26 protein-coding genes, 4 tRNA genes and 1 riboswitch are annotated in these 18,947 nt (G+C 65.3%); of the genes, 13 read left to right on the top strand and 17 right to left on the bottom strand.

Annotation, left to right across the window (positions count from 1 at the left end):
- Window positions 1-144 precede the first annotated feature (144 nt).
- Window positions 145-432 carry a hypothetical protein gene (locus ACZK3J_RS07985; RefSeq protein ID WP_478476730.1) on the top strand — a complete coding sequence of 96 codons (288 nt, stop codon included), beginning with the start codon at window positions 145-147 and terminating at the stop codon, window positions 430-432.
- Window positions 429-1,478 carry a 4Fe-4S dicluster domain-containing protein gene (locus tag ACZK3J_RS07980; protein ID WP_478476729.1) on the top strand — a complete coding sequence of 350 codons (1,050 nt, stop codon included), beginning with the start codon at window positions 429-431 and terminating at the stop codon, window positions 1,476-1,478. The genes ACZK3J_RS07985 and ACZK3J_RS07980 overlap by 4 nt, the downstream gene beginning before the upstream one ends.
- A 1-nt stretch (window position 1,479) precedes the next feature.
- Here ACZK3J_RS07980 and ACZK3J_RS07975 read toward each other — a convergent pair whose 3' ends face one another.
- Both ACZK3J_RS07975 and ACZK3J_RS07970 read right to left on the bottom strand, forming a co-directional pair.
- Complete coding sequence (locus ACZK3J_RS07975) at window positions 1,480-1,716, bottom strand: hypothetical protein (RefSeq protein WP_032128931.1); 237 nt, start codon at window positions 1,714-1,716, stop codon at window positions 1,480-1,482.
- A gap of 353 nt (window positions 1,717-2,069) precedes the next feature.
- Window positions 2,070-2,279, bottom strand: coding sequence for a helix-turn-helix domain-containing protein (locus tag ACZK3J_RS07970; RefSeq protein WP_032128930.1), 210 nt, complete (start codon window positions 2,277-2,279; stop codon window positions 2,070-2,072).
- 111 nt (window positions 2,280-2,390) lie between these two features.
- Between ACZK3J_RS07970 and ACZK3J_RS07965 the strand changes: the two genes are divergently transcribed.
- Both ACZK3J_RS07965 and crcB read left to right on the top strand, forming a co-directional pair.
- Window positions 2,391-2,792 carry a transcriptional regulator gene (locus ACZK3J_RS07965; protein WP_010486043.1) on the top strand — a complete coding sequence of 134 codons (402 nt, stop codon included), beginning with the start codon at window positions 2,391-2,393 and terminating at the stop codon, window positions 2,790-2,792.
- Between the two features lie 22 nt (window positions 2,793-2,814).
- Window positions 2,815-2,878, top strand: a riboswitch (Fluoride riboswitch).
- Window positions 2,879-2,960: 82 nt separating this feature from the next.
- Complete coding sequence (gene crcB / locus ACZK3J_RS07960; protein WP_032128929.1) at window positions 2,961-3,353, top strand: fluoride efflux transporter CrcB; 393 nt, start codon at window positions 2,961-2,963, stop codon at window positions 3,351-3,353.
- Between the two features lie 3 nt (window positions 3,354-3,356).
- Here crcB and ACZK3J_RS07955 read toward each other — a convergent pair whose 3' ends face one another.
- Together ACZK3J_RS07955 and ACZK3J_RS07950 are read right to left on the bottom strand one after the other, a co-directional pair.
- A complete protein-coding gene (locus ACZK3J_RS07955; RefSeq protein WP_032128928.1) occupies window positions 3,357-4,190 on the bottom strand; it encodes an AraC family transcriptional regulator in 834 nt (277 codons plus the stop codon).
- A gap of 96 nt (window positions 4,191-4,286) precedes the next feature.
- Window positions 4,287-4,799, bottom strand: a complete 513-nt coding sequence (locus ACZK3J_RS07950; RefSeq protein WP_100437538.1) for a P-loop nucleotide/nucleoside kinase family protein — start codon at window positions 4,797-4,799, stop codon at window positions 4,287-4,289.
- Window positions 4,800-5,060: 261 nt separating this feature from the next.
- Between ACZK3J_RS07950 and ACZK3J_RS07945 the strand changes: the two genes are divergently transcribed.
- The 3 genes from ACZK3J_RS07945 to ACZK3J_RS07935 all read left to right on the top strand — a co-directional run bounded on the left by ACZK3J_RS07945 (window position 5,061) and on the right by ACZK3J_RS07935 (window position 7,309).
- Complete coding sequence (locus tag ACZK3J_RS07945) at window positions 5,061-6,137, top strand: alpha/beta hydrolase family protein (protein ID WP_478476728.1); 1,077 nt, start codon at window positions 5,061-5,063, stop codon at window positions 6,135-6,137.
- Window positions 6,138-6,225: 88 nt separating this feature from the next.
- Entirely contained in the window at window positions 6,226-6,426 is a 201-nt protein-coding gene (locus ACZK3J_RS07940; RefSeq protein ID WP_032128925.1) for a hypothetical protein, read from the top strand.
- Between the two features lie 118 nt (window positions 6,427-6,544).
- The gene (locus ACZK3J_RS07935) at window positions 6,545-7,309 is read left to right on the top strand and encodes a thioesterase family protein (protein ID WP_134950610.1); all 765 of its coding nucleotides are present in this window, start codon (window positions 6,545-6,547) and stop codon (window positions 7,307-7,309) included.
- 17 nt (window positions 7,310-7,326) lie between these two features.
- Here ACZK3J_RS07935 and ACZK3J_RS07930 read toward each other — a convergent pair whose 3' ends face one another.
- Complete coding sequence (locus ACZK3J_RS07930) at window positions 7,327-7,596, bottom strand: hypothetical protein (RefSeq protein WP_032128923.1); 270 nt, start codon at window positions 7,594-7,596, stop codon at window positions 7,327-7,329.
- Between the two features lie 122 nt (window positions 7,597-7,718).
- Window positions 7,719-8,423 (bottom strand): ArsR/SmtB family transcription factor, encoded by a 705-nt coding sequence (locus ACZK3J_RS07925; RefSeq protein WP_049399948.1) that lies wholly within the window; start codon window positions 8,421-8,423, stop codon window positions 7,719-7,721.
- Between the two features lie 105 nt (window positions 8,424-8,528).
- On the opposite strand from ACZK3J_RS07925, the gene ACZK3J_RS07920 reads away from it, so the two are divergent.
- Window positions 8,529-9,170 carry a flavin reductase family protein gene (locus ACZK3J_RS07920; protein ID WP_134950609.1) on the top strand — a complete coding sequence of 214 codons (642 nt, stop codon included), beginning with the start codon at window positions 8,529-8,531 and terminating at the stop codon, window positions 9,168-9,170.
- 10 nt (window positions 9,171-9,180) lie between these two features.
- Here the strand turns inward: ACZK3J_RS07920 and ACZK3J_RS07915 are convergent, their stop codons facing one another.
- The gene (locus ACZK3J_RS07915; RefSeq protein ID WP_049461948.1) at window positions 9,181-9,702 is read right to left on the bottom strand and encodes a GNAT family N-acetyltransferase; all 522 of its coding nucleotides are present in this window, start codon (window positions 9,700-9,702) and stop codon (window positions 9,181-9,183) included.
- A 107-nt stretch (window positions 9,703-9,809) separates the two neighbouring features.
- On the opposite strand from ACZK3J_RS07915, the gene ACZK3J_RS07910 reads away from it, so the two are divergent.
- Entirely contained in the window at window positions 9,810-10,214 is a 405-nt protein-coding gene (locus tag ACZK3J_RS07910) for an NUDIX hydrolase (RefSeq protein ID WP_032128919.1), read from the top strand.
- 77 nt (window positions 10,215-10,291) lie between these two features.
- Here the strand turns inward: ACZK3J_RS07910 and ACZK3J_RS07905 are convergent.
- The 3 genes from ACZK3J_RS07905 to ACZK3J_RS07895 form a co-directional block, all read right to left on the bottom strand.
- Window positions 10,292-10,365, bottom strand: a tRNA-Cys gene (locus tag ACZK3J_RS07905).
- A gap of 66 nt (window positions 10,366-10,431) precedes the next feature.
- Window positions 10,432-10,507: transfer RNA gene (locus tag ACZK3J_RS07900), tRNA-Gly, on the bottom strand.
- 142 nt (window positions 10,508-10,649) lie between these two features.
- Window positions 10,650-10,725, bottom strand: a tRNA-Gly gene (locus ACZK3J_RS07895).
- Between the two features lie 130 nt (window positions 10,726-10,855).
- Between ACZK3J_RS07895 and ACZK3J_RS07890 the strand changes: the two genes are divergently transcribed.
- From ACZK3J_RS07890 to ACZK3J_RS07880, 3 genes are all read left to right on the top strand, one after another.
- Window positions 10,856-11,257, top strand: a complete 402-nt coding sequence (locus ACZK3J_RS07890; protein WP_049463679.1) for a hypothetical protein — start codon at window positions 10,856-10,858, stop codon at window positions 11,255-11,257.
- Window positions 11,250-11,693 carry a hypothetical protein gene (locus tag ACZK3J_RS07885; RefSeq protein WP_049463680.1) on the top strand — a complete coding sequence of 148 codons (444 nt, stop codon included), beginning with the start codon at window positions 11,250-11,252 and terminating at the stop codon, window positions 11,691-11,693. The genes ACZK3J_RS07890 and ACZK3J_RS07885 overlap by 8 nt, the downstream gene beginning before the upstream one ends.
- A 64-nt stretch (window positions 11,694-11,757) precedes the next feature.
- Window positions 11,758-12,240, top strand: a complete 483-nt coding sequence (locus ACZK3J_RS07880) for a hypothetical protein (RefSeq protein ID WP_223224653.1) — start codon at window positions 11,758-11,760, stop codon at window positions 12,238-12,240.
- Between the two features lie 9 nt (window positions 12,241-12,249).
- Here ACZK3J_RS07880 and ACZK3J_RS07875 read toward each other — a convergent pair whose 3' ends face one another.
- Genes ACZK3J_RS07875 through ACZK3J_RS07860 form a run of 4 tightly spaced genes read right to left on the bottom strand, consistent with a single transcriptional unit; the run spans window position 12,250 to window position 16,499 of the window.
- Entirely contained in the window at window positions 12,250-13,164 is a 915-nt protein-coding gene (locus ACZK3J_RS07875; protein ID WP_107433536.1) for an RND family efflux transporter, read from the bottom strand.
- A complete protein-coding gene (locus ACZK3J_RS07870) occupies window positions 13,161-13,889 on the bottom strand; it encodes an ABC transporter ATP-binding protein (protein ID WP_032128913.1) in 729 nt (242 codons plus the stop codon). The genes ACZK3J_RS07875 and ACZK3J_RS07870 overlap by 4 nt, the downstream gene beginning before the upstream one ends.
- Before the next feature lie 10 nt (window positions 13,890-13,899).
- Complete coding sequence (locus ACZK3J_RS07865) at window positions 13,900-15,039, bottom strand: ABC transporter permease (protein WP_197655528.1); 1,140 nt, start codon at window positions 15,037-15,039, stop codon at window positions 13,900-13,902.
- A complete protein-coding gene (locus ACZK3J_RS07860; RefSeq protein ID WP_134950606.1) occupies window positions 15,036-16,499 on the bottom strand; it encodes an efflux transporter outer membrane subunit in 1,464 nt (487 codons plus the stop codon). Before ACZK3J_RS07860 ends, ACZK3J_RS07865 begins: the two co-directional genes overlap by 4 nt.
- 190 nt (window positions 16,500-16,689) lie before the next feature.
- Between ACZK3J_RS07860 and ACZK3J_RS07855 the strand changes: the two genes are divergently transcribed.
- Window positions 16,690-17,037, top strand: a complete 348-nt coding sequence (locus ACZK3J_RS07855) for a hypothetical protein (RefSeq protein WP_050509834.1) — start codon at window positions 16,690-16,692, stop codon at window positions 17,035-17,037.
- Between the two features lie 67 nt (window positions 17,038-17,104).
- Here ACZK3J_RS07855 and ACZK3J_RS07850 read toward each other — a convergent pair.
- From ACZK3J_RS07850 to ACZK3J_RS07840, 3 genes are all read right to left on the bottom strand, one after another.
- Window positions 17,105-17,180 (bottom strand) — tRNA-Gly (locus ACZK3J_RS07850).
- A 114-nt stretch (window positions 17,181-17,294) separates the two neighbouring features.
- On the bottom strand, window positions 17,295-18,578 hold the full coding sequence (locus ACZK3J_RS07845; protein ID WP_049399936.1) for a type II toxin-antitoxin system HipA family toxin: 1,284 nt from the start codon (window positions 18,576-18,578) through the stop codon (window positions 17,295-17,297).
- On the bottom strand, window positions 18,571-18,888 hold the full coding sequence (locus ACZK3J_RS07840; protein WP_134950605.1) for a helix-turn-helix domain-containing protein: 318 nt from the start codon (window positions 18,886-18,888) through the stop codon (window positions 18,571-18,573). Before ACZK3J_RS07840 ends, ACZK3J_RS07845 begins: the two co-directional genes overlap by 8 nt.
- Window positions 18,889-18,947 lie beyond the last annotated feature (59 nt).

Genomic DNA, 18,947 nt, shown 5'->3' with positions numbered 1-18,947 from the left:
CCGGCCATCACCACCGTTGATCCAGATCAATGTCGGCGCAGTCCGCTGCGCCTAGGCTGGCACGCTTGCAGGAAGCATGCCCTGCGGATGCGGCGCCGACCCTGGCGAAGTATACGCGCCGCCCACTTTTCGATCCGGGACAGCATGAACAGACCTTATCCCAACCGCCGCCAGCGGCTGATCCAGCAGTGGGGCGCCATCCTCTGGCCCAGCTTCATCGCCGCCGGCGTGGCCAGCGTGGTGTTCTTCGCCTTCGTCGATCCATTGCGCCTGCAGGCCATCAGTTTCCCGGGCACCGCAATCAGCCGCGAACTGGGTTACACGGCGGGATTCTTCATGTTCTGGTCGGTGACGGCACTGTCCAGCGCGGTCACCTGGTACCTGCAGCGGCCCATGCCGAGCGATGACGACGACGAGCTGCCGCTGGGATGAGCACGTCATGTACCCGGACTCCCCGTCCCTGGCACTGGCGCGGCACGCTCAGCGCCGCCCTGCTGGCGCTGTTCTACGCACTGCCGTGGCTGCGCTGGGAGGGCCGCCAGGCGCTGCTGCTGGACATCAACGCGCGGCGATTCGACCTGTTCGGCTGGACCCTGTGGCCCGGCGACGTCGGCGTACTGATCGGCCTGCTGGCGGTACTGGCCGTCGGCCTGGCGCTGCTTACCCACCTCGCCGGACGCATCTGGTGCGGCCATGCCTGCCCGCAGACGCTGTGGCGGCGCGCCTTCGACTGGATCGCCCGCAGCGCGGCCCGCATGCTGCCGGCACCTGCTGTACGCCCGGTCACCCAGCTTGCCTGGGGACTGCTGTCAGTGTGGACCGGCATTACCTTCGTCGGCCTGTTCAGCCCGATCACCGGCTTGCTGGCCGCCGCGCCAAACGCTGGCTGGAGCGGCTGGGAAACGTTCTGGGTACTGTTCTATGCCGCTGCCACCTGGGGAAACGCCGGTTTCCTGCGCGAGCAGGTCTGCCGTTCGTTGTGCCCGTTCGCACGCATGCAGCCGCTGCTGACCGATCCGCATACGCCACGCATGCTGTACGACGCTCGCCGCGGCGAGCCGCGAGGGCCGCGTCCCTCCGGCCTCGGCGGCGTGCTGGGACGGGGGCGTGGCCTGCTCGACCCGACCACCGCGCAGGATTACGTGTTCCGGGCCGCGCATCCGCTGCTGGCCGGACCGATGCCGACCTTCAGTGCCGATCGTCTCGGTGACTGCACGGACTGCGCCGCCTGTGTCAGCGCCTGTCCGATGCAACTGGACATCCGCCAGGGGCCGCAGGCCGATTGCCTGGCCTGCGGCGCCTGCCTGGAAGCCTGCGCAGGGCAACAGCACCGGGCCGGTTTCGGTCCGGGGCTGGTGCGCTACTGCAGTCCGCAGGCAATGGCCGGACAACCGAAGCGCCTGTGGCGACCCCGGACGTTGGCGCTGCTGTCCTTGTTGCTAGCGCTGCTTGCCTGCGGCGCCTGGCGCCTGCTCTGAATCAACGCGACCCGCTGGCGTGCGGCGGCACAAGCTGCGCACGCCGGACGATGCCCAGCTGTTCGATGATCAGCGCCATTTCGTTGGTGACTTCGGTACGCTCGGTCCCCTGCGGGACCAGACGGTCCAGCACCTGCTGGTAGGTATCCCAGAACGCCGGACCGCATCCGTGTTTGTGGTAACTGGCTTCCAGTTCGCGGCGTACCCGTTCAGCCAAGCCATGCATGCCGTATTCCATACGACCTCCGTTGGACTTGTTCTGCATTGTTGACGGTCTACCGACTCACTTGCGTGCTACTGAAAGACTCCCAGGCTTCACGCTTGGTTGACTCCAATTAGTCATAGATTTCACGACAGGTCAATTACATGCGGCGACTTTAGCGATTGAAATTATTAATCGTTCACGAAACTACATACGGGACCCCGGGGCCCCCGGATGGGGTGAAGCCGACAGGCCGCGGGAACCATGGACCGATGACTCCAGTAGATGGCGCCGATTGTGACCCTCAGATCGATCGATCTTGCCTATTTCGCTAAGCATACTTAGCAAATTGCGCTTAGAGTGCTAAATGCGACAAAAGGCGGCGCAAGTCAGATGGATTCGCCCGCCGACGCTTCTGTCGTGGGGAACAGGTTCGGATAGCGCTGATGCAGGATGTACTGCCGCAGGGCCGGAATCGGGAAATCCTTCGGCCATTGCGACACTGCGGAACGGCTGATGCCAAAGAAGCGGGCCAGTTCGGCATCGGTCTGGAATCCCAGCCGGGTGCGCACCTGCCGCTTGCTCCAGAATTCGGTCACGGTCGGTCCTTCTGTTAACCAGACTGATTCTTGCGACAAGGCTTCTTCGCAATCCACGCGTTAAGCTGGCTTGCATAGATGAATACTCTCGGCCAACGACTCGCGGCAGCCATGAAGAAAGCCGGGCACCCACGCCCGGCCGATCTGGCACGCGCCGCCAAATCAACGACAGCAACCATCAGCAACTGGCTCAACGACCACGTGAGCGCCTCGCACGTGAAAGCCGAACAGCTGTTCCGCATCGCCGATGCGGCCAAGCTGGACGCACGCGAGCTGCTGTACGGGGTCAGCGGGCTCGGCGTCGGTGAGCCTGGCAGTGCCTACATCCCCAGCCAGGCCCATCTGGATGTCTGGCAGGACGCCTACGAGCTGGTCAGTCACCTGGTGGCCGAGAACGGGCTGGAGATCGACCATCGCCGCCATGCAGCGTTGGATCTGCTCGCGTTCGAACTGCTGATGGATGGCTTCAGCCGCAGCAAGGTCGCCCGCGTGCTGACGACCTCGATGACGTGAATGCACCGCCGCTGGTAGCATGGACCGCGATGGGGATGGGGCTCCCCCGATAACCGCCTGAGAAGGCTGATGGCTCCTGCCAGGACGAACCCGGTGTTCGTCGACGGCAGGTCGTGCCTGCCCTCGGCGTTCGCCATTGACCCTGCGAACCCGCATTCGAGGCACGCCATGCAAACACTGAACAATTATTTCCTGGTCTTCGTCGGAGGCGGCATCGGTGCCTGCCTGCGCCATGCCTGCAACCTGATCGGCGCGCGGGTGGCCGTCGGCAGTCCCTGGCCCTGGTCGACCTTCCTGATCAACGTCAGCGGCGCCCTGCTGATGGGCGTGGTGGTCGAGGTCTTCGCGATGCGCAATGGCGCCTCGCCGCAGCTGCGCCTGCTGCTGGCCACCGGCATCCTCGGCGGCTACACCACGTTTTCCACCTATGCGCTGGAGATCGGCCTGCTGCTGCAGCGTGGCCAGCATGGGCTGGCGGCACTGTATGCCGGCGGCTCGGTGGCACTGGGCCTGGCCGGCCTGTTCGGTGGGATGAAGCTGGCCCGGCTGGTGCTCGGCTGACGCTCAGGCCGCACTGGCACGGGCCTGTCCCCGCCATTCCCGCGGCGACTGCCCGGTGTGCGCCTTGAACGCGCGCGACAGCGCCGCTTCGCTGCCGTACCCCACATCGTCGGCAATCCGCTTCAGCGGTCTGCCTTGGCGCAGTGCCTGCTGCGCCAGCCCCACCCGCCAGCCCTGCAGGTACTGGCCCGGCGTGGTGCCCATCGCCTCGCGGAAGCTGGCGGCGAACACGCTGCGTGACATGCCGGCCACTTCGGCCAGGTCTTCCAGCGTCCACGCCTGCGCCGGCGCTTCATGCATCGCCACCAGCGCCAACCGCAGCCGCGGATGACCCAGCCCGGCGAACAGGCCGCCACGCATCTCGCCGCCTTCCATCAGCTGACGCAGCACCTGGATCATCACCACCTCGAACAGCCGGTTGACCATCGCCGCCCGCCCGCAACGCTGCTCGAACGCTTCTTCGAACAGCAGTTCCAGCGCCGCGTTGCCGCCATACAGATCGGCCAGCGGCAGGCAGATGAAATCAGGCAGCGCGGCGCTGATCGGATTGAGCCGACCGCCCTCGAAATGCAGGTTGGCGCAGGCCATGTCGGCGCCCTGCTGCGGGTCGGTGCTGAAGCGATGCGGCATCGGCCGCGGATACAGCAGCAGGCTCGGCACTTCGACCTGCACGGTCTGCTGCCCGTGGCTGACCTGCACCGGCCCGCGCCGCACCAGGTGCAGCTGACCCGCCTCGTCTTCTCCCTCCAGCGTGTTGATGCCGCACAGCGCACCGGCATGGAATACCGAGGCGGTCACCGCAAAACGTTCAAGCAGTATGGCGAGACGGTCGACCATGACGGGACTCCGGGTCAAGCGAGGCGAGCTCAATGCGACAGATCGTATCGGAATCGCCACCGAGATGGTCGACTGAACGCCGCCCTCTCCGCGCCCTCAAGCCTCCTGTGAATGGCGGATCACCACGAAGCCCTCCTCCTGCGCAGGTGCCACGAAGTGACGGGTGATCTGCTCGAAGGCTTCGTCGCTGGGCTGGAACGGGTGCTCACCGCGCGCGTTGCGGGCATGCAGCCGCGCCTTGCAGATGGCGTCGGCAACATCGAGAAAATGCAGCTGGTGGGCAACACCGGCCGACTCGAACAGTTCGCGGCCCCATGCACGGGCGGCCCGCGTATTGAACGGAACGTCGAGCACGACCGAAACGCCGGCCTGCAGGATCGCGCATACATGCCGCGTCAGCGCCCCGCGCAGCGCGGCCGCGCGCTGCAGGTAATCGGCAACGGAATGGATCTGGTCGGGATACAGCGCGGCCAGCCAGGCGTCCTCGCTGATCAGCACGTGACGTGGCTGCGCCGCCAGCTGCTGCGACAGGGTGGATTTGCCGGCACCGATCTTGCCGCACACCAGGTGCAGGATCGGCGCATTGTCGGTCGATGAAAGATGATGCATCTGCGTTCTCCTTGATGGATTCCAGTACCCGGGAGAGCGCCGCATGCAACCCGCCTTCCCGGGCGGGTTGCATGGCCGTGGCGACCGCGCGCTATCCCGCCTTCCCGTGGGGAATGCGGATAATCGACGCGGTGCTGTGCAGGACCATGCCGCCAGCGTAGAGCGCAGCCTGGCCGGCGGGCAATCCCCTGCGGCAGTGCAGCGCGCGCAAGGTTTTGCGGGGATCTATGCTCGGCGCCATTCCCGCATGGAATGACCACGATGCGACCCTTGCTTCGATGCGCCCTCGCCCTCGGCCTTCTGCTGCCTGCGGCATCGCTGCTGGCCGCGCCCCCCACGGCACCACGCATGCTCAGCGGCGAGCTGCAGGGCGCACCCTGGCGGCTGGACGTTCCGGCTGACTGGAACGGCGACCTGGTGATGCTGGCGCACGGCTACGAGCCGGTGGGCGTGCCACGCACTACGCCGATGACCGCCAATGACAGCACTGCAACGCTGCTGTCCGAAGGCTACGCCGTCGCGCAGAGTGCCTATGCGAGCCAGGGCTGGGCAGTGGCCGATGCGATCACCGACATGGAGCGCCTGCGCCAGCATGCGCTGGGCGAACTCAAGCGCGTGCGCCACACCTGGCTGCTCGGATTCTCGATGGGCGGCGCGGTGACACTCGCCAGCCTCGAACGCTTCCCGCAGCACTACACCGGTGGCGTCTCGCTGTGCGGTGCCAATCTCAGTGGCGAACAGATCGCCGCAGATCTGCTGACCACGCTGGTCGCCTTCGATTACTTTTTCCCCAACGCTGCAGGCCTGCCGGCCACCGGACTGGCTTCGCATGAAGCGGCCGTGCTGCCGCAGGGAGTGCTCTATCAGGGCATCGCCGACGCGCTGCAACGGAATCCCCAGCATGCCGACGTGCTCGCCAAGCGACTGCAGGTCGCTCCGGATGCACTGGCCGGGACAATCAGCCTGCACACGCTGGTCCTGCATGAACTGGCCACGCGCAGCGGCGGCATGCCGGCCGGCAACCTTGGTGTGGTGTACAGCGGATTCGGTGACGACGCCGCGTTCAATGCCGGCGTGCAGCGCATCGCTCCCGTGCCTGCGGCACAGGCCGATGTCCGCGCGAAGCTGGCACTGAGCGGCGCGTTGAAGCGACCGCTGGTGGTCCATTTCAACAACAACGATCCCACCATCGTGCCGCACATGCAGGCGGTGTATCCGCAGATGGCCGCACAGGCCGGCGCGCGACCATTGCCGCGCGTGCTGCCGCCGGTGGGCGAAGGGCATTGTGGCTTCTCTGAAGCACAGGTTGTCGACGCCTTGAAGGCAATCCAGCGTTGAGCTCAACGTGTCGCAGCGCATCAGGGGCGCGCCATAAGGACTGCTATGGTGGCCGGGCCCATTGACGGGCACACAAAGGACTGACGTGATGATCAAGACGACCTTGAAGACCGTGATGTTCCTTGGCATGGCCGTGACCGGGCTGGCCTTCGCCGCAGGCCCCTGTGAATTCTGCAGCCAGCAGTACGAGTATTGTCTGCGCGCAACTTCAGGCCCACTGGCCAAGACACCCGCAGAATGCCTGGCCCAGTACAAGATGTGCCGCGAAATGGATTGCCAGTCCTCCTGACCGGCATCCGGCCGGCTCCTGCGGGAGCCGGCTCAGCCGGCCACGCTGCCAAACGCTTACGATGCAGGGACCCGCGCAGCATCTGCCGCCGCCCCTCCCTGCTGACACAACGCATACGATGGCCTTCTTCGAACGACTGAGCGACACCCGCTACCTGCCGACCGAACACACGGGCGGCGCCTGGAACATCCGCGAACAACACATCGCACCTGCGATCGGGCTGCTGGCGCACCACCTGGAACGCGACGCCGCAGCGCGTGGGCACGGTTTTCTGATCGCGCGCCTGTCCTACGACATCCTCGGCACCATTCCGATCGAAGCGATGGAGGCCCACGTACAGGTGCTGCGCGGTGGTCGCACCATCGAACTGGTCGAAGCCACGCTGCGCCATGACGATCGCCCGGCGCTGCGCGTGCGTGCATGGCTGATGCGCCCGAACGATACGCAGGCCATCGCCGGCACGCCGATCACCGGCATTGCTCCGCCGGAATCAATGCCCGCGTGGGACCCAGGTACGGTCTGGCCAGGTGGTTTCATCAAGAGCGTGGAGATCCGCCGACATGATCAGGGGACCGGCCGTGCCACCTACTGGGCGCGCGCGAAGCACGGGCTGCTGGACGGCGAGCCGGTCAGTCCGCTGGCCCGTGCCGCCACCCTGTTCGATCTGTCCAATGGCATGGCCGTGCGCGCCGATCCGAAGGAGGTCGCCTTCCCCAACCTCGATCTGACCGCGCACCTGTTCGGCATGCCCGAAGGCGAGTGGCTGGGCTTCGACACGTCGGTGTCGTTTGGCCACCAGGGTCTCGGCTTGACCAGCACCGTGCTGCACGATGCGCGCGGTCCGATCGGCATGCTCGGCCAGGCACTGACCGTACGCCCGTAATCCCCAAAAGGGCGGCGTCAGCCGCCCAGCGTACCCATGGTGAAGGTGTAGCCGGAGCTCATCAGGAATTCGCGCATGCGCATCTCCGCGCGCCGCGGTGAGGCCAGGTTGGCCGGTGCATACAGCGCGTAGACCACGCCCGCGCCTTCGATGGCTTCACGCCGCACGCCACAGTGGCGAGTCTCCGAAGCAATCACCCATCCATCCTTCAGCCGATCCGGTCCGATCGACTGGCCGTTCATCAGCCGGAACGTCAGCCAACGTACTTCCACAGAAGATTTGCTCATTGCCGGCATACCGCCAGCGTGCCGCGATCGTTCATGTCCTTGCTCGCCATTGCAGCTCCCTAAGACTTGGAACTCGACCATAGCGCCTTGCCATGTCGTGGGCGAATGAGACGGGAGGGGCCCTATGTCGCCAGGCCGAACCGCGTCCACAGCGCTTCGCGCCCCGGCTGCGTCAGGCGCAGTTCGCGTCGACCCTCAACCCGCCGAAGCCAATCGTTCTTCACGAAGCTGTCCAGCATCGCCTCGCCGACCAGCCCGGCCAGATGCGGGCGCCGCTCGGTGCAGTCCAGGCATCCTCGGCAGTAGCGCGCAGGCTTGACCGTCACGGGAAGCCGCAGCAGCTCTGCCAGCGGCTGGCCGAGCTCCTGCAGGAACGCTGCGCCCTCCACACTCACCTGCCAATGCGCCTGGTGCGGGACCAGGTGCCCTGCCTGCAACAAGCGGTCGGTGATCGCCACCGCATGCACACCGGCCAGATGCCGGTAGCAGGAACGCGCCTGGCGCAACGCCGGCATGCTGCGTGATGCCTCAGCGGTGCAGGACGGCGTGCGGTCCGCAACGCGCAGGATGCCCTCCAGCATGTCGGCGACTTCGTGCGAGGCCAGCCGGTGATAGCGATGGCGCCCCTGCGCGACAGCGACCAGCAGGTCGCCCTCGACCAGCCTGCGCAGATGCGTGCTCGCCGTCTGCGGTGTTACCCCAGCCACGCGTGCCAGCTCCGTCGCGGTATACGCACGCCCATCCATCAACTGCAGCAGCATGGATGCGCGCGCCTGGTCACCAACCAGGGCACCGACGCTGACAAGGGAACCGGAGGTGTGGACCATGCCCGCATTGTGGCACGCCGTTGCAGGCCGACAGTTCGATGCAGGCCGAAGCGTCGGCACCCGCTGCCACGGCACAGTGGTCCCCCCGATAGTGCAAGGCCTGCCATGAATTCCGCTCCGATTCCCCGCCGCTGCATCACCCCTTCGGTCCTGTACCCGGGCACACCTGTGTTGCTGATGACCACGCTGAACGACGACGGCAGCAGCAACATCAGTCCGTTGTCTTCGTTCTGGGCCCTGGGCAACCGGGTAGTGCTGGGCCTCGGCGTGCAGGGTCAGGGCTATCGCAACCTGCAGCTGCGCAACGAGTGCGTACTGAACTTCCCATCCTCCGCGCAGGCCGCACAGGTCGAGGCCATCGCGCGCGCGACAGGCTGCCACCCGGTACCCACTGCCAAACAGGCGATGGGCTACGTGCACGTCCGCGACAAGTTCGCGCTGGGGGGCTTCAGTGCGGTCGCCTCGACGCACGTCGCACCAGAGGCGATTGCCGAGTGCCCGCTGCAGGTGGAAGTCAGCGTGATGGCGATGCACCCGCCCGGCGAGGATGACGGTCAGGGCTTCGTGATCGTCGAAGGACGGATCCGTTGCGTGCATGCGCACGAAGCGATCACCGTGGCTGGCACCCAGCACATCGATGTCGCCCACTGGAAACCGTTGATCTATCTGTTCCGCCACTACCTGAGCGTGGGTGAACCAGTCGGGCGCAACTTCCGCGCGCAGACGCCGGTCTACGATCCGGCGTAGAGCGGGTGATTCAAGGTGCCGGCGATGGTCGGTGACTGGTCACTGAAATCCAGTACGACACCATGTTCACATAGCGGCCGTCGCGCTTCACCGCGCGCGGCTCGACGCCGGATTCGGTGAAACCCAGCGATTCATACAGCGCGCGCGCGGCGGCGTTGTCCGCCAGTACCGTGAGAGTTAGCGATTCGATGCCTTCCGCGCGCGCAGCCGCGAACGCGGCAAGAAGAAGCTGACGGGCGACACCCTGGCCTCGATGGCCAGCACCCACATGGACACTGTGCACTTCCGCCGTATGCCGTCGCGCCATCCGCACCGGGCGTACGTAACGCAGGAAGCCCACCAGCATGCCGTCAACGAACGTGCCGAAGTAGCGCGTGCCGGGATCGGCAAGCTGGGCGCGCATCACGTCCGCCGAGTCATCCTGCGCCTCGGCCAGCGTGGACAGGAACGCCGCGGGCGACTCGCGAAGGGCCTGCAACCGTGCTTGCCAGAGAATATCGGCGTCGTCAGCGCTGAGTTGCCGGAGAAGCATGCGACACACCTGTGAGGATGCTGATGCACAGGTGCCCAGCCTAGCGCGGGTTCGCCTGATACGGTGTGCATGCAAGAATGAAGACGGCTCCTTCTTCATTCTCTGCCATGACTGAACTTCAGATTCCCCGCGTTGGATGCGGCGCCGTCGTCCGTGATGCCGACGGCCGCATCCTGCTGATCCAGCGCGGACGCGATCCGGAGCGCGGGCACTGGGGCCTGCCCGGCGGCAAAGTCGACTGGATGGAAACGGTGGAGGCTGCCGTGGTCCGCGAAACTCGCGAGGAGACGGCGTTGGAAGTGACGCTGCTGCGCCTGCTGTGCGTGGCCGATCATTTCGAGCCGACACTTGCGCAGCACTGGGTTGCGCCGATCTTCGAGGCTCGGGCACCTGCCGGTGCCGAGGCCTCCATCCAGGAGCCGGGTGTGCAGACCGGCCTGGGCTGGTTCGCGCTGGATGCGCTGCCCCAGCCACTGACCCAGGCCACGGTGCAGGCGCTGGCCAGGCTGTAGCGGATATCGATCCGGACGCAGGTTAGCTGGCATCCAGGCAAACAAAAAAGCCCTGACCGGAGTCAGGGCTTTTCAATTGGAGGCCTCAAGCGGAATCGAACCGCTGTAAACGGATTTGCAATCCGGTGCATAGCCACTCTGCCATGAGGCCAACGTACTGCGCGCCAGGAACGGAGCCCTGACAAGACAAAACCCCATGATGGGGCCTGTCGGAACATGGAGCGGGAAACGAGACTCGAACTCGCGACCTCAACCTTGGCAAGGTTGCGCTCTACCAACTGAGCTATTCCCGCATAAGCCGCCATGGTACCGGAAATCCGGAACACACACCAGCGATTTCACTTTTCTGACTGCGCGTAAAGCCTTGTGGCCCAACGTGCCCCGCCTTGCCGTGGCGGGAGAAAAACAAGGCCCCTACCGGGGCCCTGTAGAATCTGGAGCGGGAAACGAGACTCGAACTCGCGACCTCAACCTTGGCAAGGTTGCGCTCTACCAACTGAGCTATTCCCGCAGATTCCGTTCGACCTGCGTCGAAGGAGCGCTATTGTGTCCAAATTCCTTCACGCCGTCAACAGTCTTCACACGATGCGGTCATGGGCGTCCGCACTGGGGTACGCTGCCCCGCCCAGCCCTGTGCGCCCATGTTCCTTCGCGGCAAGCCCCTGTTGATCGCCCTGCTGCTGCATCTGGTAGTAGCGCTGCTGTACTGGGCACTGATTCCGCTGGGAATGAACTGGTATCGCGACAATTTCGGCTTCACCTCGCATCGCGACATCGGCCTTGGCATCGCCCAGTTCTATCTGTTCCATATGTTCCTCGGCGCCCAGCCACTGATTGCGGTGCTGCGGCCGCTGTTCGCCAAACTGTTGGTGCTGGCGGTTCCGCTGACGTTCGCGACCTGGACGCTGATGCACAACCACCCGCTGCGCCTGCTGTACTTCACTGTCGGGCCTGGCCTGCTGGCGCTGGCCGCGATCGCCACATCGGTGTGCTATGCATCACGCAGCCGCCTGCCCGCTACCATGGACACCGCCGATGCCTAGACGTTACATCCGCCTGTTCTGGTTGCTGGTCGCGCTGACCTGGCTGGCGCTGATCGTCGCGCTGGTCAATGCCGGCTTCACCCCGGACTACTGGTTGCTGCACCGCCTGGAAGGCGCCGAGCTGCCCTACCCGACCAGCACTGTCATCGTGTTCGCGTTGCTGGGCACGGTTGAACTGGTCGTGGCCGCCTTGATCGTGCGACCGTGGAAATTGAAGCGGCTGTGGCTGCGCCTGTTGATTGCCTTCGTTCTGCTGTTGGCGTGGTCGGTACCGTGGATGCTGTCGGCCATGCATCAGCCGCCGGTGCACGGCATGCATCTGCTGTGGTTGCTGCTGCTGGACGTGGGACTGCTGCTGGCGCTGTGCGTGGTGTCGCTGGTCAGCGTCCTGGGACGCATTTCCGGCAGGAAGAAGACCCCGACTGCGGTTCCTTAAGGCGCTGGATCCGAGGGCTTCACCGCTTCATTTTCGGATCTCTTGCATGGATTGCGGCAGGCCGATGCAGGAAGTTGAGGATCCGCCAGCGACGAACGCCTGCATCGTGCCCCTGCCCATCGCATTCCGTGCTCCCCCTTCCTTCTGGCTGCTGGCATCACTCATCTGGCTGCTGCTGGTTGCCGCACTCATCCATGCCGGCTTCAAGCCAGACTACTGGCAACTGCGTCACACCGAGTCCGGGACACTGCCCTATCCCATCGGCTCGGTGATCACGTTCGCGCTGATCGTCCTCGTGGAAATGACAGCGCTGGGCCTGGCTGTGCAGCCATGGCGGTTCCGCCGCCTGTGGCTGCGGATCCTGATCAGCCTCATTCCATGGCTGGGGTGGAACGTCCTATGGGGCTTGGCTGCCATGCATCAATCCCCCGTGCGCGACGTCCATTCGAACTGGCTGCTCGGCATGAGCGCCATCCTGCTGCTGGCACTGCTCGTGGTTGTGCCGGCCTCGCTCTGGCCTCGCCTGCGACGCTGGCTCGGGAACTGAGGCCAGCGCCTACTTCCGGAACTCCACCCGCACATGCTGGCCGAAGCGCGCCTTGGCCTCGCCGTCGAACTCCAGCACACACTCCACCACCTTGGCCACGCCACGCCCCGCATCTTCGGGCAAGCGTGCCTGCGCGAACACCGGACTGATGCGCACCACGCGCGCGGGTGGCAGTGAGCCGGTGTTCTCGGCGCCATCGCTGTCCGGCACGACGGTGGCCTTCATGCCCACCTGCACGGCATCGGCATAGGCGGCGCTCAGTTCTGCACGCACCTGCAGCGGGCGGGCCGGCAGCAGCGAGATCGCAGGCTTGCCAGCTTGTACGAAGGCGCCGAGGCCCGGCACTTGGCCGACCACGGTGCCGGCCTCCGGTGCGCTCAGCGACATCTGCTGCAATTTCAGTCTGGCGTGCTCCAGCTTGTGCTGGGCCATGTCGACCTGCGCACCGGCCACATCGACATCGGCGCGCACACCGGCCAGCTGCTGCTTGGCCGCATCGGCCTGCTGGTTGGACGACACGCCTTCGCTGGCGCCGGTGGACAGGCGAGTCGCATTGCGCTCCAGTTCGCGCAGCTGCGCCTGGCTGCCCTTCAGACGGTCGTTGGCCAGGGCCAGATCGGCGGTGGCCATCGCCACTTCCTGCTGCAGCAGGGCGCCATCCAGCGACAGCAGCAACTGTCCCTTCTTCACCGTGGCACCCTCCTTCACCGGCGCGGCGGTGATCGAGCCATCCACTGGCGGCGCCAGCGCGATCAGGCCACCCTCGACGTCGATGATGCCGCGCGCCACCGCGACCTTGCCGGCGGTGGCAGTGCCGGCTTTACCTGCAGGTGCTTGGGCAGGCGCGTCCTTGGAACAGGCGCCGAGCAGCAGCGCCGCGGACAGTACCAGGCTGAAGGGAAGCAGGTGCAACGTCTTGGTCATGGGGCGGACTCTACAGTTTCGTTCTGGCGGCGGTCATCACGGACCATGCCGTCTTCCATGGCGATCACCCGATCGGCATGCCGGATCAGGCGCGGATCGTGGCTCACGCACAACACGGTGGCGCCGTGCGCACGTGCGTAGCGATGCAGGATGTCGATCACGCGCTGGCCGTTCTCGGCGTCCAGCGCGCTGGTGGGTTCGTCGGCGAAGATCAGCGTCGGCGACTTGGCGAAGGCGCGCGCAACGGCCACGCGCTGCTTCTCACCACCGGACAGCTGCGCCGGTCGCATGTGGCTGCGGTGGCTGAGACCCACCTCGTCCAATGCCTTGCGGGCCAGCGGTTCGCTTTCGCGATTGCTCATGCCGCGATAGCCCAGCGGCAGCTGCACCTGTTCCAGTGCGGTCAGTGCCGGGAACAGATTGAAGCCCTGGAACACGAAGCCGACATGGTGCAGGCGGAAGCGCTCCACTTCGCTGCGCGTCATGTGGCCCACATCCTGCCCGAGCGCGTGCACGCGGCCGCCATCGGGCGCAGACAACCCAGACAGCAACGACAGCAGCGTGCTCTTGCCGCAACCGGATGGGCCCGATACCAGGGTCAGTTCACCGGGATAGATGTCCAGTGACAGGCCACGCAGCACCGGCACCTGCACGTCGCCGGACATGAAACCCTTTTCCAGTGCGTCGGCCTGCAGGGTCGGGGCGACGGCGCGTATGGAAGTCATCGGCCGGTCCTCAACGCAGCAGCAACGATGGATCGGAGCGGACGACACTGCGTACCGCCATGATGCTCGACAGCATGGCCATCACCGCGACCAGCGCCACGCAACCGATGATCACCATCGGTGTCAGCTGCACCGGCACGCGCTGGGTCTGTGCGATCAACAACACCACGGTGCTGAACGCCGCCGCCAGCAACATGCCCACGCCGCCGATCAGCAGCGCCTGCTCGAACACCACCCGCGCCAGCGCATAGCGACCGGCACCAAGTGCATTGAGCGTGGCGTACTCGCGTACCGAACCGGCCACCACCGAAGCAAACGACTGGTTGGTGATCACCGCGCCGACGAAGCAGACGATGACCGCCATGAACAACACTGCGATGCCGGCACCGGTATCGAACAGCCAGTATTGCTGCGAGCGGCTGGCGAACTCCGGTGCCGTCCAGAACTCGACCGGCGTGGCCTGCCCCATCGACGTGGCCAGGCGGTCGCGCACACGGTCGGCCAGGTCCGGCGAACGCAGGCCCGCCACGAAATAGGTACTGCCCTCGTGCGGATCGGTACCCGCGATGGCGCGCGCGGTATCCAGCGAGGCCAGCACGTTGACGCCACCAAGGCCACGCAGGCCCGGTTGTGCCGCGACCACGCGCACCGCCTTGCCATTGATCCACGCACGGTTGTTCTGCAGGCCCACGCCCAGCGTATCCAGATCGGCGCTATCGACGATCACCGCACCGGGTTCGCGCAGCTGCGCGCGCAGGTCGGCGGGCAGGATACGCGCGAACATCATCGCGTCGCCTTGGGTGGAGATGCCGGACAGATACACAGACACGTTACCGGTACCCTGCGCGCTGGAGCGCCATTCGCCATCGACCCACTCGTAGGGTTCGACGCGGGTGACATCCGGGTCCATGCGCAGGTGGCTTTCCACATCCGCACTGATTGCATGGCCGTAGTTCACGCTCTGGGTGCCGGGGAAACCGGCCCAGATATCAGCCGACGATGCCTTCACGTAGATCGCGGCGGTACCGAAGATACCCAGCACCAGCGCCGCCTGCACGATCAGCAGCACGCCAGCGAAGCACATCGCCAGCACTACCGGCAGGAACCGGCGCCACTCATAGGCCAGGGTCTTGCGGGCCAGCGCGATCATTGCTGTTCGCCCTCACCCTCAGCCGGCAGCGGTGCACCGCCAAGCGCGCGGTACAGCGAAGCAAAAGCGAGCACGCGTGCGCCCTGCGCACCGATCAGATCAGCCTGCGAGGCAAGCGCGGCACGCTGCGTGTCCAGTCCATCGAACTCGCTGGACAAACCCAGCTGCACCTGCCGTGCCTGGCGCTTGAGCTGCTGGCCGGCGGCATCATTGGACGCACGCAGCGACTGGATGCTGCTGTCCTGGCGTGCAAGGCTGCCGAGTGCGCCTTCCACCTCACTCACGCCTTCCAGTACCGCTTTGCGATAACCGAGCAACGCGGCATCCAACTGCTTTTCATCGGCATTGAAGCGCGCACGACGCTGGCCCCAATCCCACAGCGGGATATCGACGTACGGGCCGATCGACGGACTGGAATCGGAGTTGGAGCGGGCGTTCTGGGTGAGGTTGTACGCGTACAGGATGGAGCCACCAAGACTGACCCGCGGATACATCGCGGCACGTGCGGAGCCCTTGCTGGCCGCGGCCTGCATCACTTCAGATTCGGCCAACAGAATCTGCGGACGGTGGCGCAGCAGATCGGCCGGTACCTGCTGCAGGGAGAACGTGCCCAGCTTCGGCGGCGCGCGATAGGTGCGCCAAGCTGGATCCGGGCCATCGCGGCCCAGCAGCAATGCCAGCGCGCGGGCCGCGTTGTCAGCGTTTTCCCGGGCCTGTGCGATGGCGGCGCGGGTCGCGGCCTGGCGTGCACGCAGGCGATCCAGTTCGCCGGGCTCATCCAGGCGCAGGCGCTGACGGACCAGGGCCAGTTGTTCGCCGCGGTCATCCACGGCCTGCTGCCGGGCCAGCAGGTCCTGCTGGGCCTGTGCCACGGTCAGGTCCAGATAGCTGCGCACCACGTCGGCAATCACCGCCACCTGCGCGGCATTGCGCAGCGCCTCGGCATTGCCGGCCGAAGCCTGCGCGCTCAACTGCGCGCTCTCGGCGGCACCGAACAGGCCCAGGTCCCAGATCGCTTCGATGCCGGCATGGAAGTAGGTATCGACGGCGGCGGCGTCCTGCACCTGCTTGGCGCTGGCCGAGATCTCCGGCAGGAAACGCGAGTCGGAAGTGCCGGCGACGATCCGAACGGCCTGCAGGCGCAGCGTAGCCTGCTGCAGGTCCAGATTGCCGGCGATGGCCTGGTCGACCAGGCCATCCAGTGCCGGGTCGGACAGCACTTTCCACCACTGTCTGGCATCCACTGCCACGCCCTGGCCCTGCGGCACCTGGGTCCAGGTGCTGGGCGTGCGGTCAGGCAGGTCCGGAACAGGCACCGACATGCAACCGGCCAGGGCCAGGGTTGCCAACAACGCACCAGGGCGCAGCACTGCATGCAGGGTGAGTCCGCGCCCGGTCCTGGGCACTGCCACTGAAGTGATACGCCTGACCACCAGCCCGCCAACGTGTAGAAGGAGCATGAAGGCTACCGTGCGATTGTGGAGCGAACATGGAGAAATCGTCCGAAAAAGGTCACAGCACGCGTGCGGTTCAGGCAACGCCGACCCAGTCTTTCACTACGCTTTCAATGCGTTCCCGGCACGGAACACTGGACGACTTTCACAGCGTATTGCACATTGCGGCATTGTCTTGCTTCGATGCTGCCCGACCGTGAAACGCCCCCGCCGCTGGCTGCTGATTGGCTCGATCACGACAGCAACTGTCGGCGTGATCGTGCTCGTCCTGACCACCCCACTGGTCTCGAACGCCACGCTGCTACTGATGGAGCGCAGCAACTTCATTCCCGCCGAATCCTCGATCTTCACGTTCGAGCCGTATGCCATCAACCAGGGCTCGTCGAACTACTGGTTGTACGGGAAGGACCGGACCTATTACTACCACTTCACCTACGAAGATGACGCTCCCTACGTCTACATCCCTCAGGACAACCGCTGCCCCGGTTTCCACCGGCAGGATGCCCGGACCTGGTGCAGCGCCCTGCCCGGCAAGGCACGCTAGCGCGGCGGTGGTGCAACCGGTGTGACAAACGAAAAACGCCCCCTTGCGGGAGCGTTTTTCTTGAATCTGGAGCGGGAAACGAGACTCGAACTCGCGACCTCAACCTTGGCAAGGTTGCGCTCTACCAACTGAGCTATTCCCGCAGATTCCGTTCGACCTGCGTCGAAGGAGCGCTATTGTGTCGATATTGCTGCACGGCGTCAACAGGAATTTTCGCGTGCATTGTGGGGCGGCGTTCAGGCCCCTGCGCCCGGGCCTCAGGTCCGCAGGCCAGGCCGGACTTGCCGCAGCAGAGCCACGTTCTCGTTGATACGCCCTTGGATCATGCTCAGGGTGTCTTGAGCAATAACGCTTGAATACATGCCGTTGGCGATTTCGGTGAATTGGCTGGCCACCTCGCAGATGCTGTCAATCGCCAGACTGGCGTCACCCTGCTGCACTTCTGCTTCCTCGGCAAGCCGAAGCATGTCAGCACGGGAAATCGCCAGTGCCTCCCCCATGACGTCCATCTGGTGATATCCGTTGGGTCCTTCGCAGAAGGTCACGTCGTAGGCCGGGGCCAAGCGCCATTGCCCATCCGGCGACATGATGTAGGCAAAATTCTTCGGATGGTCGTCCCGGTTGTTGAAGGCGACGTTGAAGACCGCACGCTCGAAGGCCACGGCCATTTGCCGCACGTCATTGGTACACAGCTGGGTCGCGCGCAGGAAGTTGACATAGTCCAAGGACCCCGCCGTCTGGTAGTTGGCGCCCGTGAATGCGGCAAGACTCTGCATGGGTACACGCAACCCATCGTGGCGATCAAAGCGCTTGCTGGCGAACGCGGCCAGCCCATTGGGCAGGCTGAAGTACTGCGTGTCCGGGGTCTCGATGCCGCACCTGCGCAAGCACTCGGCGTAGACCATTTCGATGGCGCACACCTCGGCATGCTCTTCTCTGGCCGGGAACTTGACCAGCCAGGCTTCGAACCCTGGCTCGGCGGCCGTGGTGAACCCACCGAACTGCGGATCGCGATAGACAAGTGCCTTGGGCCTTGCACCTTGGGGTGAGCCGCCCACCAGCAGCAAGGTCTGCAGAAATTCGCCACCTTCTCCCCGGAGCACCTCCTGCACTTCGGCGGCAAGCTGCTCCAGCGGGACGTGGACCTGCGGCGCCTCGCCCTCGGGTGCCACAGGTTCAAACGTCATGGCCCCCATCGCGTTGCCACCGATGCAGGCCAAACGCTGGAGCGGGCCGATGCGTGCTGTGCTGATCCTTCGGCGCCTGAACATGCGGTCCATCAGCAGCATGCCCCAGCCGTCTGGCAAGGCGTCATACACGGGCCCGGGCAGTTGCAGTTGATGGTCCGGAAAATCCCGCCGCAACGGAGGGCCGGCCAGCGGCAGCTTGTACGAAGACAGCTCCAGCCCCCTTTGCCTGGCCTCGTTGCTGTACTCGAACGCGATCAGCGGGCGACCGGTCAGGGCGGTGGTGGAGACCAGCGTTCCCCAGAGCCATCGCTCTCCCCACCCCTCGTAGAAGACATTCACTTGCTCAGGCATTGCGGGGCTTCCTCTTCGTCCGGAGGCGATTCGCGGCCTCTTCGTAGCGCCGAATGTCTTCGATGCTGTCCAGCTTTGGCTGGAACAGGCCTTCGAGCTCGTTGATCCGACCAAGGACCATCGCCACGCGGACCACCGCCTCGAAGCCAACATTGCGCCCGGCCTCCAGGTTGGACACGGTGTTGGTCCCAATGCCGGCACGCCCGGCCAGATCCGACTGTGTCATGCCCAACGCCATGCGCTGTGTGCGCAAGCGCTCGCAGAGTCGCTTGACGACCTCGCCGGGCTTGCTGAAGCCCAAATCCAACATAGCGCTCACCACCCTCTTCCCATGCCAGTTGTCACCCAAATTATAGGATCGGCACCACC

It is taken from the genome of Stenotrophomonas sp. 86428_Sma (assembly GCF_056481585.1).
The sequence above is the reverse complement of the archived record's forward strand: the minus strand, read 5'-3'. Positions and strand labels throughout refer to the sequence as shown.

Excerpts from the sequence above, each read along its gene's own strand:
- ACZK3J_RS07955 (WP_032128928.1), bottom strand. The coding sequence starts at position 4,190 with ATGGTCGACCGTCTCGCCATACTGCTTGAACGTTTTGCGGTGACCGCC.
- ACZK3J_RS07925 (WP_049399948.1), bottom strand. The coding sequence starts at position 8,423 with ATGGTCCACACCTCCGGTTCCCTTGTCAGCGTCGGTGCCCTGGTTGGT.
- ACZK3J_RS07880 (WP_223224653.1), top strand. The coding sequence starts at position 11,758 with ATGCAGGAAGTTGAGGATCCGCCAGCGACGAACGCCTGCATCGTGCCC.
- ACZK3J_RS07840 (WP_134950605.1), bottom strand. The coding sequence starts at position 18,888 with ATGTTGGATTTGGGCTTCAGCAAGCCCGGCGAGGTCGTCAAGCGACTC.
- ACZK3J_RS07935 (WP_134950610.1), top strand. The coding sequence starts at position 6,545 with ATGGCCTTCTTCGAACGACTGAGCGACACCCGCTACCTGCCGACCGAA.
- crcB (WP_032128929.1), top strand. The coding sequence starts at position 2,961 with ATGCAAACACTGAACAATTATTTCCTGGTCTTCGTCGGAGGCGGCATC.
- ACZK3J_RS07985 (WP_478476730.1), top strand. The coding sequence starts at position 145 with ATGAACAGACCTTATCCCAACCGCCGCCAGCGGCTGATCCAGCAGTGG.
- ACZK3J_RS07915 (WP_049461948.1), bottom strand. The coding sequence starts at position 9,702 with ATGCTTCTCCGGCAACTCAGCGCTGACGACGCCGATATTCTCTGGCAA.
- ACZK3J_RS07875 (WP_107433536.1), bottom strand. The coding sequence starts at position 13,164 with ATGACCAAGACGTTGCACCTGCTTCCCTTCAGCCTGGTACTGTCCGCG.
- ACZK3J_RS07860 (WP_134950606.1), bottom strand. The coding sequence starts at position 16,499 with ATGCTCCTTCTACACGTTGGCGGGCTGGTGGTCAGGCGTATCACTTCA.
- ACZK3J_RS07940 (WP_032128925.1), top strand. The coding sequence starts at position 6,226 with ATGATCAAGACGACCTTGAAGACCGTGATGTTCCTTGGCATGGCCGTG.
- ACZK3J_RS07930 (WP_032128923.1), bottom strand. The coding sequence starts at position 7,596 with ATGAGCAAATCTTCTGTGGAAGTACGTTGGCTGACGTTCCGGCTGATG.
- ACZK3J_RS07845 (WP_049399936.1), bottom strand. The coding sequence starts at position 18,578 with ATGCCTGAGCAAGTGAATGTCTTCTACGAGGGGTGGGGAGAGCGATGG.
- ACZK3J_RS07920 (WP_134950609.1), top strand. The coding sequence starts at position 8,529 with ATGAATTCCGCTCCGATTCCCCGCCGCTGCATCACCCCTTCGGTCCTG.
- ACZK3J_RS07890 (WP_049463679.1), top strand. The coding sequence starts at position 10,856 with ATGTTCCTTCGCGGCAAGCCCCTGTTGATCGCCCTGCTGCTGCATCTG.
- ACZK3J_RS07865 (WP_197655528.1), bottom strand. The coding sequence starts at position 15,039 with ATGATCGCGCTGGCCCGCAAGACCCTGGCCTATGAGTGGCGCCGGTTC.
- ACZK3J_RS07870 (WP_032128913.1), bottom strand. The coding sequence starts at position 13,889 with ATGACTTCCATACGCGCCGTCGCCCCGACCCTGCAGGCCGACGCACTG.
- ACZK3J_RS07945 (WP_478476728.1), top strand. The coding sequence starts at position 5,061 with ATGCGACCCTTGCTTCGATGCGCCCTCGCCCTCGGCCTTCTGCTGCCT.
- ACZK3J_RS07950 (WP_100437538.1), bottom strand. The coding sequence starts at position 4,799 with ATGCATCATCTTTCATCGACCGACAATGCGCCGATCCTGCACCTGGTG.
- ACZK3J_RS07980 (WP_478476729.1), top strand. The coding sequence starts at position 429 with ATGAGCACGTCATGTACCCGGACTCCCCGTCCCTGGCACTGGCGCGGC.
- ACZK3J_RS07965 (WP_010486043.1), top strand. The coding sequence starts at position 2,391 with ATGAAGAAAGCCGGGCACCCACGCCCGGCCGATCTGGCACGCGCCGCC.
- ACZK3J_RS07885 (WP_049463680.1), top strand. The coding sequence starts at position 11,250 with ATGCCTAGACGTTACATCCGCCTGTTCTGGTTGCTGGTCGCGCTGACC.
- ACZK3J_RS07975 (WP_032128931.1), bottom strand. The coding sequence starts at position 1,716 with ATGGAATACGGCATGCATGGCTTGGCTGAACGGGTACGCCGCGAACTG.
- ACZK3J_RS07910 (WP_032128919.1), top strand. The coding sequence starts at position 9,810 with ATGACTGAACTTCAGATTCCCCGCGTTGGATGCGGCGCCGTCGTCCGT.